9 protein-coding genes are annotated in these 13,200 nt (G+C 40.3%); 2 read left to right on the forward strand and 7 right to left on the reverse strand.

Features of this window, described 5'->3' with window-relative positions:
* The first annotated feature begins 96 nt into the window (after nucleotides 1-96).
* The gene (locus tag NDQ71_RS20745; RefSeq protein WP_301563075.1) at nucleotides 97-3,108 is read left to right on the forward strand and encodes an immune inhibitor A domain-containing protein; all 3,012 of its coding nucleotides are present in this window, start codon (nucleotides 97-99) and stop codon (nucleotides 3,106-3,108) included.
* 61 nt (nucleotides 3,109-3,169) lie between these two features.
* Here the strand turns inward: NDQ71_RS20745 and NDQ71_RS20750 are convergent, their stop codons facing one another.
* The 6 genes from NDQ71_RS20750 to NDQ71_RS20775 all read right to left on the reverse strand — a co-directional run bounded on the left by NDQ71_RS20750 (nucleotide 3,170) and on the right by NDQ71_RS20775 (nucleotide 10,163).
* On the reverse strand, nucleotides 3,170-4,177 hold the full coding sequence (locus tag NDQ71_RS20750; protein ID WP_064664980.1) for an isocitrate dehydrogenase: 1,008 nt from the start codon (nucleotides 4,175-4,177) through the stop codon (nucleotides 3,170-3,172).
* Between the two features lie 183 nt (nucleotides 4,178-4,360).
* Nucleotides 4,361-6,049: a hypothetical protein gene (locus NDQ71_RS20755; RefSeq protein WP_301563076.1), complete on the reverse strand. Its 1,689-nt coding sequence runs from the start codon at nucleotides 6,047-6,049 to the stop codon at nucleotides 4,361-4,363.
* A 10-nt stretch (nucleotides 6,050-6,059) separates the two neighbouring features.
* Nucleotides 6,060-6,443 (reverse strand): DUF3192 domain-containing protein, encoded by a 384-nt coding sequence (locus NDQ71_RS20760; protein WP_064664978.1) that lies wholly within the window; start codon nucleotides 6,441-6,443, stop codon nucleotides 6,060-6,062.
* A 69-nt stretch (nucleotides 6,444-6,512) separates the two neighbouring features.
* Nucleotides 6,513-7,286 (reverse strand): flap endonuclease Xni, encoded by a 774-nt coding sequence (xni, locus tag NDQ71_RS20765; RefSeq protein WP_301563077.1) that lies wholly within the window; start codon nucleotides 7,284-7,286, stop codon nucleotides 6,513-6,515.
* Nucleotides 7,287-7,300: 14 nt separating this feature from the next.
* On the reverse strand, nucleotides 7,301-8,644 hold the full coding sequence (ppnN, locus tag NDQ71_RS20770; protein WP_192541755.1) for a nucleotide 5'-monophosphate nucleosidase PpnN: 1,344 nt from the start codon (nucleotides 8,642-8,644) through the stop codon (nucleotides 7,301-7,303).
* Between the two features lie 40 nt (nucleotides 8,645-8,684).
* Nucleotides 8,685-10,163 (reverse strand): GGDEF domain-containing protein, encoded by a 1,479-nt coding sequence (locus tag NDQ71_RS20775; RefSeq protein ID WP_301563099.1) that lies wholly within the window; start codon nucleotides 10,161-10,163, stop codon nucleotides 8,685-8,687.
* 275 nt (nucleotides 10,164-10,438) lie between these two features.
* Between NDQ71_RS20775 and NDQ71_RS20780 the strand changes: the two genes are divergently transcribed.
* A complete protein-coding gene (locus NDQ71_RS20780) occupies nucleotides 10,439-12,223 on the forward strand; it encodes a M61 family metallopeptidase (protein WP_192541756.1) in 1,785 nt (594 codons plus the stop codon).
* 21 nt (nucleotides 12,224-12,244) lie between these two features.
* Here NDQ71_RS20780 and NDQ71_RS20785 read toward each other — a convergent pair whose 3' ends face one another.
* Nucleotides 12,245-13,042, reverse strand: a complete 798-nt coding sequence (locus tag NDQ71_RS20785) for a glycosyltransferase family 25 protein (RefSeq protein ID WP_192541757.1) — start codon at nucleotides 13,040-13,042, stop codon at nucleotides 12,245-12,247.
* Between the last annotated feature and the right edge of the window lie 158 nt (nucleotides 13,043-13,200).

Here is a 13,200-nt window from a genome sequence, read left to right on the forward strand (position 1 = left end):
AAGTAAACCATTTGTTCGTTCATCACGTAAAATAACATGTGCGTTGTGAAATTGTTCGCTATGATAGCAACAATAAAATGGTAAACAGGTGATAAAGTGAAATACGCCCCATTGTTCCTTGCCTTGATCTTGGCATCGTTAAGTCAATCGACTGTGGCAAAGCCGCAATCAAGTAGTCCAACAGATATTGGAATAATCAATAAAGAGCGGATCCTCTATTGGTTAGATAAACGCGGGCAACTTGATGGCCAGCCAGACTCGCATGTTGTGTTAACTGATTATATTGGTCACGGTGGTACGCACCTTTTTCATCGCCCGCGTACACCAGCAATATTAAATCAGCAGCGAGTTATGCAAAAGCGTATGGCAAGCATGTCTGCACAGCTACCTAATGCGCAAAAAAACACCGTTAAGGTACTCGCTATTTTAGTTGATTTTCCTGATCTGCCGCATGACGAAAACGGCTTAGTGGCTGCTGATACTGATATGTACTATACAGACTACAACATTGATCACTATCAACAAATGTTATTCGCAACCGCTGGCTATACAGGGCCTGAGCAACAAACGTTGCAAACTGCATATCAATATTATCAGCAAGCTTCAGGGCAAAGTTTATCGTTCACAGGTAAAGTGTATGGCTGGGTCAGAGCTGATAATGAGGCTAAAACATACGGCGCACGCCAAGGTGAAAATAATGATATAGATGCCCCCAGTTTAGTACATGAAGCGGTAGAAAAAGCGGTAGCCCAGTTTAACATCAATTTAGCCGATTACGATTTAACAGATCTCGATGATATAGATGGCGATGGTATAACTAATGAGCCTGATGGCATTATCGATCATGTCATGATTTTTCATTCGAGTGTGGGTGAAGAAGCCGGTGGTGGTTTACTTGGCACCGATGCAATCTGGTCTCATCGCTTTTATGTGTACGATGAAAATAATCAACCAACTGCGGTTGCGGGCAGCGCAACACGTTTATTTGGTTATACGATCAATCCTATTGATGCTGGAATAGGCGTGGTAGTGCATGAGTTTGGTCATGATTTAGGTTTGCCTGATGAATATGACTTAACAGGGAGTAACCTTGGTGAGCCGGTGGCGTCATGGTCAGTAATGTCGGGGGGCAGTTGGGCAGGGGCTCCCCGAGGCTCACAGCCTGTGATGTTTAGCCCCTATGCTTTAGAGTATTTGCAAAATCGTTATCAGGGTAATTGGCTTAATCAAAAAAGTATTACCTTAGATGAAGTTGCCACCAATAAACAACAGGTATTACAGCACAGTAGTGGTACATCAACCCAGCTGAATCAGCTAAAAGTAACATTACCCGTTGCATTGGAGCCATTTTATGATGCGGTAGAAGGGCGCTTTCAGTATCACTCTGGTAGCGGTGATAATATTGCTAATAGTATGACGTTTACTATTGAACTACCCGCAAGTTCGCAGCCTACTTATCTTGATTTAACTGCGTATTACAGTATTGAAGTGGATTATGATTATGTTCAAGTACTGGTAAATTCACAGCCAATTGCTTCACAATATACTGAAACGGACAATCCATTTTATGGCGATATTGGACCTTATATCACAGGCTCATCAAGCGCTAAACCAGGTAGTCAGCAGCCGAATAATTATTTACGCCATCGCTTTGATTTGTCTGACTTTGCTGGGCAGACTATCACCATCAGTTTTACATACCAAACTGATATTTATACAAATTATTTTGGCTTTGTGGTTGATGATTTAAGTATTAGCCAAGGTAATACCTTAGTTTGGCACGATAATGCAGAGCAACCATCGTCTGCACAATTAGCTGGTTTTAGTCGTGTTGGTGCTTATATTTATGCCAAGCCACAGCACTACTACTTACAATTACGAAGTTACTTTGGCATAGACAGTGGCCTGCAAGTTGAGCAGTATTCGCCAGGTTTATTACTGTGGTCTGCTAATGAAGCGTTTACCGATAACAATGTTCCGGAGCACCTAGGTGAGGGAATGATACTGGTTGTGGATGCAGATCAAAGTAGCATTAATCGCGGCTCAACCAACAGCCCTGCAAATACTAGCATTCAGTTACGGGATGCGACGTTTGGCCTTTATGAACAGCGCCAAGGTTTAGGTGATCAGCAGCTTAGCGGGATCACCGAGTTTGATGATCGTAATGATTACAGCTTTGCCCCGCAACCGGCATCTGGCGTAAAACTTTCTCCCTATGGTTTTAATTTCTCTATTGTTGATCAAGCTGTTGATAATAGTTCAATTGAATTGAATTTAGGCTATACACCACAATCTGGGATCACTGTGGTAACTAATGATCTTGAAGCGAACTTTGAAATTAATGGCATGACGTTTACCCCGACTGATAGTTTTAACTGGCAGTTTGGAGATGGTCAAAGCAGTGAAGAATTAAGCCCTAGCCATAAATTTGCCGACTACGGTAGCTATACCGTTAATTTTACCCGTACTAACGAACAAGGCCAACAGTTTGCAGAAGTCACGACTTTTCAGTTGTTAGAGCCATTATCGATTCAGAAAATAGAGACTAGTGTAGATAAAGGAAATGTAACTGCACAAGTCACTATTTCTGGCGGGCAAGCACCATATAGTTACAGATGGCAACTTGGTGATGGTTCTACGGCTACTGGACAAAATATTAGTCATAGTTATCAACACAGTGGTGACTACACAATAAACGTAACCGTAACGGATGCTAACGATGCAATGCAGTCTTTTGTAACATTAGTGTCTGCACAGGTTTTATTCGCCGCGCAGGCTCAGTATAGCGCAAACGATTTACGGGTTAATTTTAGCAGTGATGTGCAAGGTGGTTTTAATAACTATGCTTATAGCTGGAACTTTGGTGATGGCAGTGTTGTCAGTGAGCTTGCCAACCCTTCTCATACATATACCCAAGCGGGAAGTTACACTGTGACTCTGACAGTATCTAATACTTCTCCAAGCGGTATTGAAGAAATATTGCCTCCGATTCTGCTTACAGTGACAGTGCAAAAACAAGCGGCTAGTTCAGGATCCAGCGGCGGAAGCTTATTTTGGTTGCTGCTAGTGCTACTGCCAGTGAGCTTCTTGCGAAGGAAAATACGATAAAACAAAGACAAAAAAGCCAGTCGAAACTGGCTTTTTTATTAGCGATTATTGTTCGTTGTAATTATAAACGGTCAATAACAGCTTGTGTGAAATCAGTCGTACCGTGGCTGCCGCCTAAATCGCGTGTAGTACGGTCGCCAGTTCTGATCACGTCAGCAACAGCACTGCGGATACGCTCTGCTGTATCGCCCATTTCTAAATGCTCTAACATTTGGATAGACGCTAGAATTACAGACGTTGGATTAGCTAAATTTTTACCTGCAATATCCGGTGCGCTTCCGTGAACGGCTTCAAAAATGGCGGCATCTTCACCAATATTTGCACCCGGCGCCATACCTAAACCACCAACAAGACCTGCACATAAATCAGATAAGATATCACCAAATAAGTTTGTAGTAACAATAACGTCAAACTCTTCTGGACTCATTACCAGTTTCATACAAGTTGCATCAACAATCATTTCAGTTGATTCAATTTCAGGGTAACGCTCAGCTACTTCACGGGCAACTTTAAGAAATAAACCTGACGTTGATTTTAAAATGTTGGCTTTATGAACTGCGGTTACTTTTTTACGGCCTTCACGTACAGCAAGTTCGTATGCAAACGTAACGATTTTTTCAGCACCTTCACGGGTGATCATAGACATTGCTTGTGCTTCATTACCATCTTCAGAGGTTATTTGGCCTAAACCTGAATACATACCTTGGGTGTTTTCACGTACCGTGATGATATCAATATCTTCATAGCGTGCTTTAGTCCCAACAAATGATTTTACTGGGCGAACATTGGCGTATAAGCCAAATTGTTTACGTAAAGTTACGTTGATTGACGTAAAACCTTCACCAACAGGTGTAGTTAGTGGGCCTTTTAATGTAATTTTATTACGCGCAATTGTATCAATTGTTTCTTGTGGCAATAACTCACCGGTTTTCTCTAGGGCAGCAAGGCCTGCATCAACGAATTCATAATCAAAATCGCACCCTGCGGCTGTTAAAATTTCAAGGGCTGAATCAATAATACTCGGACCGATGCCGTCGCCTTTGATCACTGTGATGGTTTGTTTGGCCATGAACTTTTCCTATAAAAGAGTAGAATTGCACGTAAATGAAGCAATAATGTACTGCAAACGCTTGTTAGAGTATTTACGTGAATGAGTTTGAAAATGTAAGCGGCTTTTATAGCAATTTATTCAACTTTTTGCCAGTAAAACCCGCGAAAATGCGCTAAATTAGTCACAATGTCTAATAAGTATTCATACGCTGTTACTTAAACCTAAGCTGGGTAGCTCGTTATAAAATTGTTCACTTGATTGCCAATCAAGGCGTTTTAGTACCCGCTCTAAAGTATCAGTTTGCCAGCGACTTTGTTTTGCATCGGGTTGAAATACATGAGTAACGATGAGCTTTATGGCAACCCATAGTTGCGCCTCTGCAGATAAATGTTGTTTTTTTTGTTGCTCTGCATCCAATAGCGCTTGTGTCCATGGGTTGTCGCCTAGCAGCTCAAGTAAATAATCAGTTAGCTGATCACTATCATAAGTAGTTACGCCAAATAACCACGCAAATGGCATGCTTACATCACTTTTTAACTGTTTTTCATACAATGTTTTACGGCTGATAGTGGTACTACAATACTCAATTAAATAATTTACATAGCCATAAATGGGTAAGGCAAGATGTTCAAACTGATTATGTTCATCATGACTTATTAGAAGATCTAACAAGCGGATAATTGCCTGTAACCGAAATTGGATATGCTGCATCAGTGGGTGTGCATGGTGACTAACTAGCTGATCAAACAATACTTGTTGAATGATCGCTGGCGCATTATATAAACCAACCATCGATAAACAATGACGTAAATCTTTACCTGGTAGATGCTCTTTGTTGTAAGGTTTTACAGCTTCTCGCAGTAATTCAACGGTTGTAGGGTGATGATTAAGTAATCTAGCAAGTGCACTGTATGAATATTCTTGTTGTACTTTAACTTGGCTTATCAACATTAATAACTGCTGTTTTTCAGCGTTTAGCGCTTCAACAGGTAATGCGAGATGTTCATTAAACCATACGCTGAATAATAATCGCTTATCTTGGCTTGGCCGTTGTTTTGAATTCGATGCTAACTGGGCTTTTACACTATACCATTTAGAGTTGCGTTGCTCATTTAATGCAATTAACAAATGACGTTGCCGTGAGTCCTCGCCAATATAAGTAAGTTGCTGATCATGATAATGTACCAAAGAGCCCGGCAAGTAGGGACCAAGGTGAGCAATTAACGCTTTTAATGCCTGTTGAGCAAAAAGGTTAGGGGTGCGGATATAAATATCAGCCACCGCTTTGTAAATATTAATATGATCATCTTGTGTGCGATAAGTTATGTTCATCGCAATAATATTTGCCAATGCAACTAAGGTAGTGCGTCCATCGTAAATCATAATTTTTGGTGTGCTTAACAACGCCTGCTTATATTTATTTAAACGCGATAAAATACCCGCAATATGCTCTGTGGGTACATTAGCCGACTGCAGTAATTTTACCGCTAGCTGATGACGCGATTGCCACTGTTTTTTCTCTTGTAAATTTAATGGTTGGCGCAGTGCCAATTTATTGGTTTGTGTTTGCACACATAAATAATTGGTTAAACACACACAAATAAGAAGTTGTGTGATTTTACTGTCGTAGTTTAACGAACGGCACAAAGCACTGATTATAACGCATTGATTGACTACTAAATTTGTTGTGTATCCGTGGGTGTCGAGATACAGAGTCAGCTGTGCTTGCATTGCATTTGGATGCGAACTATAGAGTTTATAATACTGCTCAGCGAGTTGACTCAAAAGCGGATAAATCTGTGGCCATTGGCTCTTATTATGATAAAACCGCAATGCTTGATGAGTTTTTTCAAAAAGGCTGGCAAGATCGTGTGCGCAGGGACTATCCATAGTTAATCAATTATCCATGTTGCTCGTATACATCAAATGCACTGGGTCCCCACAAAATTAATTCACCATTTTTAAACAGCAAACCAGTACATTCATCCATTGTAGTGATCCCATCTGACTTGACATGCTGCGTACGGTAAAAAATAATTTGCCATACTTGTTCGTTATCACGTTTAGCGAAAGTGAGATCGGGGCTGCCTAAATACTCTAAAACAGTGTTTAAGGTAGTTGGCGTTTCTATACTTAACTTAGCGATATAACGTTTATTGAATGCTTCTCGGTCTTGCCAGATCATCGCCTGCGGATCATCTTTATAAAATGTAATGACTAACGTAGCGATCAAGGCATATACACCTAAACCTAATATGAGATAGCGAAAAACTTTCTTAAACATTTTACACTCTTACACTGAGACTTAAATTGAGTATACGCATAGTTCAAATTCAGTGCTATGAGAATGCGATTAATTGAGTCTTAACTGCTTTAAACTAAAGCCTAAATTAATATCTGTACGTAAAGCAACCAAATGTTTAGAGGTAATATAGTCAGCCATACCTGCGGCTAACTTTTTACGTACTGCAGGTGATAACGTCTCATCTTCAGTAGCTTGTGTAATATCCGTATGTTTGCTGATAATTTCTATAGCTGTTTTAGTGCCTATGCCTTTAATACCGGGAATATCGTTGGTTTTATCACCGGCCATAGCCCAAAAATCTATTAATCTTGATTGCTCAACACCAAAACGTTGTTCGATAGATGCATGATCTAAATAGTCTTTTTTAAAATAGTCATACACATTAATGTAACTATTTAAGCTAGGTAAAAAGCCCTTATCGGTAGAAACAATAGTGCTATACAACTTATTTTCAGCCATTTTATGGGCTAAGGTTGCAATGATGTCATCTGCTTCATCATTAACTGGCGCAAATACCACAATACCGGTTTGTTCAATCGCTTGTTTAAATTTATCCAATGCGTTTCTTAGTGTAGTTGGCATCGGTGCGCGACTACTTTTATACTGTGCGTAATAATGATAACGCCAGCTTTTATCGCCATCAAATACAGCAATTGCATGGCTTGCTTGGGTAATTTTGATGAGTTTTTCACAGGCATGAGCCACCCGCGCGCAGCAGGTATTGATCATTTGTTCATCACTGCCTTTATTTTGATTACTATCAACTGCATAGATGCACCTAATTAAATTAAGCGCGTCTATTAAAAGTAACTGACCTGACACGACTATATTAGCCCTTATGCTTTAACTTCATAACATGGAACATACTTACTCCCAGGAAGTTTCATTCTTCCTTGCTCAACAAACGCTTGTAGCAGTCTATCCATTGCCTTCATTAAAGCTGGTTCACCACTTATCACAAATCGACCATGCTGTTTAATGGCTTGAATACCTTCGTCTTTTACATTACCGGCAACAATTCCGGAAAATGCGCGCCGCAGGTTAGCGGCAAGCAATTGCTTTTCTTGGTCTAAGTGTAGGTCAAGTCCAGCCATGTTTTCATGGGTGGGAGCAAAGGGTTTTTGAAATTCATTGGCGATTTTTAATGTCCAATTAAAGTAATAGGCATCACCTTGGCTTTTACGGTAATCGCGCACATTTGCCATCGCAGATTTTAGTTTTACCCCAACTAATTCAGGGTTATCAATGATCACTTCAAATTTATCTAGGGCTTGTTTACCAAGCGTCATTTCAACAAATTGACATAGCTCAATGAAGTAGTTCTCACTTTCTTTAGGGCCAGTTAGAATAACCGGTAATGACTGTTTGGCGTTGTCTGGATGCAGTAAAATACCTAATAAATATAATAATTCTTCAGCAGTACCCGCGCCACCGGGGAAAATAATAATAGCATGGGCAGTACGTATGAAGGCTTCAAGACGTTTTTCAATATCGGGAAGTATAACCAGCTCATTGACGATTGGATTTGGTGGTTCTGCTGCAATAATACTGGGTTCAGTTAGACCTAAATAGCGGTTGTTGGTATTTCGTTGTTTTGCATGGCCAATTGTGGCGCCTTTCATTGGGCCTTTCATTGCACCTGGGCCACAACCTGTACAAATATTTAAGCCGCGTAGACCTAATTCATAACCAACTTGTTTTGTGTATTTATATTCAACTTCATTGATTGAATGTCCTCCCCAGCAGACAATCATACTCGGATCGCTATTAACCTGAAGCGCCGCCGCATTACGCAACATGTCAAACACCATATGGGTAATGGCTTTTTGTTCGCTTAAATCTTTTTCATACTTTTGACAGATAAATAAAATGTCACGAATAACAGAGAAAATATGCTCGTGAATACCAGTGATAATTTCACCATCTACAAACGCAGTTGCAGGTGGGTTGAGTAGCTCAATTTTAATGCCGCGTTCGCGACTGAGTAGACGAATGTCAAAATCTTCGTATTTGTTGTAAATCTCTGAGCTTGAATCTGTGTGGCTGCCCACATTAAGAACCGCGAGAGCACAATTTCTGAATAACTTATACCGCTCACTGGTGGATGATTGCTCTAATAAATCAACTTCGAGTTGCGACAGTAAATCTAACACACCTGTCGGGTTTAACTGTATTAACATAGGCATTCTCCTTGCTTTTAAAAGCAGTGGTCGGTCGCTATTATTTATTGACACATAAACGGTCACGACCGGTATTTTTTGCTTTGTAGAGAGCATCATCTGCGCGGTCAAAAGCACTCAATGGCGTGTCGCCTTTTTTAAACTGAGTGGCGCCGATTGAAATCGTTATCTCTACTTGTTTATCTTTAAACTTAAACGGAATTCCTTTCACCGCTTTTCTTAGTTTTTCAAGAGGCTGGCTGGCATATTCTAATGACATACCAGGCATTAATAATACAAATTCTTCACCGCCATAGCGGGCGATAAAGTCAGACTTACGGATCGACATTTGTAACGCTTTGGCGATCACTTGCAGTGTTTTATCACCTGCGCTATGGCCGTATTTATCATTAATCGATTTAAAGTGATCAACATCAATCACAACTAATGTAACATCTGATTCTTGTACTGCAAATAAATGAAACTCGTGATTAAACCGTTCATCAAACGCTGCCCGATTAGGTAATTTTGTTAAGCTATCAATTAAGCTTTTGAAACGCTGTTCATGTAAACGTTTTTTATATTTAGATAACTTAGTTTCCAAGCTATTAATTCGTTGATTGATCCCTTGGAAATTGTGCAATAACATTTCACGGTCTTGTTGCTCAAGACGTTCTTTTTCAATTAAGTCTTGGCTTAACGATTTTAACTCATTATCAACGAGTGCTTTTAATGCTGAAATTGACGTTGCACTTTGAGTTTGTGTCGTTAGATTACTAATTTTACCTTCAATGCGCTTATTAAGTGCGTCAAACTCAGCGCCCATTGCTTCAGAGTGTTTACTCGTAGAAACAATTGAATGATGGAGCTCTTCAAGAGTTTGATTTAATGAAACTAAAAAGCTTTGCGCAGATTGACGTTCTTTACTGATATTCCCCGCAATAATTTTAATAATATCAATTGCAGCAGCCAATAAATCATCGACTGAATCAGTCTCAGAAATATTATTTTTAATTGACTTTACTTGCTCTGCGGCCTCGTCTTCAAACACTAAATCATTGGCTAAATTAAGCAGCTCTTTGGCAAGCGCAGGCTGTACAGGTGCTTGTTGCGCCTCAGGTATCGTGAGTTTTACTTGCAAAGCCTGATGGTAAATAGTTACCAGACGATTTAGCAGTGGGATAAAATCCCGAGTTGATTGGGCGTTATTAAGCTCATGGTCGAGTAAATGGCGTAAAGTCCTGCGCGCATCATCGGGTAAGCCCTTGGTTTTTTGTAGTAACCTACCAGCATCAAGGACGCTATTGTGCAGTTCGCGTTGATGCGTTGCTTGTTGGGCCTCTTGGCTTTTTAGCAGTGCGAGAATGTCATCAATGAGCGGAGCGAATAATTCAAAATCCACTCCTTTAGTGAGGGCGCTACGAAACTTTGCTAAGCGGTTATCAAGTTCGATATCCATGCCTTTACAACTTAACGATAATTTTGCAGCAAAGTTGCTCAGTGTGTCTACTTGATGTTTCCGTGCGTGTTCAACAACCATTCGAGTATCAATGGCTTGTTTAAGTTTTTTATTTAAAACTTCGAGCTGTTGTGACACTAATAGTTACCGCCATTGATTAAAACGTTTTATAGCCCTAAGTTTACAACAAAAATTGCACAAATGTAGTTACTAAGTCAAAAACTTAGCTTTTGTTGATGATTTTTATTCATCGAACCTATCTGGGCGTGAATTTATCGCTTTTAATTCACATTTATCATCATCGTTGTTAGGCTCAAGCACAATAAAATTACTGGATATTAGAATTAAGAGCCTTTATGAAAAAGTTTTTAGCTTTGTCGGTATTTGCCGCATTATCTCAATCGGTATGGGCCGATGTTAATTATTCACTTGCTGTAACTCAGCCTGAGCATCATTTAGGCGATGTGAGTGTTGAATTTCCGCAAACCGCGCAAGCACATCTTGATGTAAAATTACCTGCGTGGCGCACAGGTCGTTACGAAATTTTAAATCTAGCTAATGGGGTGCGTTTTTTTGAGGCTAAAGACGAAAATGGTAAAGCATTAAAATGGGAAAAAGTGGATGCCAGTACATGGCGTGTTCACCTTGATGAGCCAACCGAAGTAAATATTGATTACCAAGTTTACGCTAACGAGCTTGGCATGCGTGCACGTCATATTGATGACAGCCATGCATTTATTGATGCATCAGGCTTTTTTATGTTCAGTGAATCATTCCGCCAAGAACCGGTTACCGTCAAACTTGATGTGCCAAAAGCATGGCGTTCAGTCTCAGGGATGGACAATGCAGGATCAAAACATAGTTTTAAAGCCGCCGACTACGATGTATTAGTGGATTCACCGATTGAAACAGGTATCAACGAACTCCATAAGTTTGCCGTAGATGGCCGAGATTATGAATTAGTGATCTGGGGCGAAGGTAACTACGATGTTGAGCAAATGCTTACTGATCTTAAAAAGTTAGTAACTACCGGCAGTGTTATTTGGGATGACTACCCATATCAGCGTTATGTATTTATGGTGCACGCTACATCAGGGGCTGGTGGCGCAACAGAGCACATAAACTCGACTATTATTCAACGCCCACGGGATCGTTTTGGTTCGCGTGAAGACTACCTTGCGTTCATTAGCACCGCAGCCCACGAGTTTATTCATACTTGGAATGTAAAAGCATATAGACCAGAAGGTCTAGTACCATACGATTATACGCATATGAATTTTGATAAGTTACTGTGGATTGCAGAAGGCTCAACCAGCTACTTTGAAGATCATCTAATGGTGCGTTCAGGTATTTCAACCACGGATGAGTTCCTTAAAACCTTAACGAAAACGGTTAACCGTCATTTATTAACACCGGGGCGTGAAGTCCAAAGTGCCACAGCAACCAGCTTTGATAAGTGGATTGGTCAAGGTGGTGATCATGCACGCAACTACAGCACCAATATCTATTTAGAAGGTTCATTGATTTCAATGGCTTTGGATATCGATTTACTTGATAAAAGCCAAGGTAAGCAAAGTTACCGTGATGTACATCGTGCACTTTATAATAAGTATAAAATGCCGCATGGCTTTAGTGTAACAGACGTTAAAAACATCTTAAAAGACCTAACAGGGCGTGATTACAGCCAATGGTGGGCAACGAATGTTGATGCCCCAGCTGCTATCGATTTTGATGCTTTGTTTGCAAAAGTGGGTTTAGAGTTAGTACGTCCTAAAGGTGCTAAAGCGGTTGCCAGTATTGATGCGAGTGCAAAAAATAGCGGTGAGTTACTCACCTTAACGCATGTAAGACGTGATGGCGCAGCATGGCAGGCGGGTTTAACGACGGATGATAAAATTGTCGCTATTAATAAAAAGCATGTTGGCAAAGATTTAACATCAAGCTTAGAAACCTTCAAAGCAGGCGATAAAGTGACCATAGATTTTATCCGCCGTGATGCGCTACAAAGCAGCACTTTAGTGCTCAGTGAAGACTTTGATAAAGACAAAAAGCTGGTTGCCAATAAAGATGCAACAACACAACAAATGGCGTTATTTAAAGCATGGATGGGTGTTGAGCACCCAAATCTAGCTAAAAAATAACGGCTGTTTTATTTTAAAAAGTTATGAGTAAAAAGGAGCAGTGGCTCCTTTTTTATTGTTTGAAGATAATGTACTTCGCTTAGTGTGTTTAATAAATGCAGCCGTGGCAAAGTGATTATTAATAGCACTGCTTAATTGCTGAACTTTTCGTGTTAAAAAAGATTTTTTAACACGCACTGCACTGCGCGATTTTATATCACTGACTTGCTCACAGTTTTGAGCAAAGGGATAGGGCAGTAACGAATACCCAGCTACTTGTGTTTCCCATATATGCTGTAAGTCACAATCAACAGGGCGGCCAAATGTGTCTGTAGCAGCTAATAATTGTTTGGCGCCTTGATAACTAATAGCAGTCGCACAACAGCCTGTCATCAATTTTTTATGAATGACTAGCTGCTGTTCATGCTGCAAAGGAACTTGGTAGGCAATAGGCCTAGTCCGGTTTTGATAAGCAGAGAGTTTTATCATCTGCCAATCAAAGGGGAGTTGTGCAATGTTTTTAATAGTATTACTGAGATCATTTTCTAAGATAAAGTCATCTTCGAGCACAATCGCGTAATCAAGCTGCCTTTCAACGATTGTTTGCCACGCTTTTCTGTGGCTTAAGTAACAGCCTATTTGCCCAACACTCAGCGGGTAGTGGTAGTTTTGCTTATTAAGGCTGGCGCTATAATGACTGTTTAGCTGCGCCTGGCTAAGTGTTGCGCCATCAACTGCATCGATACGCTCAAAACTTAGCCCATGTGCGGCTAATTGTCGTTGGCTGTTTGCCAATCGCTCTGTTGAGCGAGCGAGGTTTATCACAAAAATTGAAGGCATAACGGGCTACGTTTTTAGTAATAGTAAGTAAACCATAATCATCAATGATGACAATTTGATTGCACTGGCTTACTTACCCGCTAACCATGGGTTTTAAGTTTATATATTTAGTTACATTATAACGCTTACATTAATCGCAGAAATATTGACCCTCACCT

The organism is Pseudoalteromonas sp. KG3 (genome assembly GCF_030436385.1).
In the GTDB taxonomy this organism is placed as follows: domain Bacteria; phylum Pseudomonadota; class Gammaproteobacteria; order Enterobacterales; family Alteromonadaceae; genus Pseudoalteromonas; species Pseudoalteromonas prydzensis.

What these genes read in the sequence shown, in the direction of transcription:
- NDQ71_RS20760 (WP_064664978.1), bottom strand. Translation starts at nt 6,443, where the DNA reads ATGTTTAAGAAAGTTTTTCGCTATCTCATATTAGGTTTAGGTGTATAT.
- ppnN (WP_192541755.1), bottom strand. Translation starts at nt 8,644, where the DNA reads ATGTTAATACAGTTAAACCCGACAGGTGTGTTAGATTTACTGTCGCAA.
- NDQ71_RS20775 (WP_301563099.1), bottom strand. Translation starts at nt 10,163, where the DNA reads ATGGTTGTTGAACACGCACGGAAACATCAAGTAGACACACTGAGCAAC.
- NDQ71_RS20755 (WP_301563076.1), bottom strand. Translation starts at nt 6,049, where the DNA reads ATGGATAGTCCCTGCGCACACGATCTTGCCAGCCTTTTTGAAAAAACT.
- NDQ71_RS20750 (WP_064664980.1), bottom strand. Translation starts at nt 4,177, where the DNA reads ATGGCCAAACAAACCATCACAGTGATCAAAGGCGACGGCATCGGTCCG.
- NDQ71_RS20785 (WP_192541757.1), bottom strand. Translation starts at nt 13,042, where the DNA reads ATGCCTTCAATTTTTGTGATAAACCTCGCTCGCTCAACAGAGCGATTG.
- NDQ71_RS20780 (WP_192541756.1), top strand. Translation starts at nt 10,439, where the DNA reads ATGAAAAAGTTTTTAGCTTTGTCGGTATTTGCCGCATTATCTCAATCG.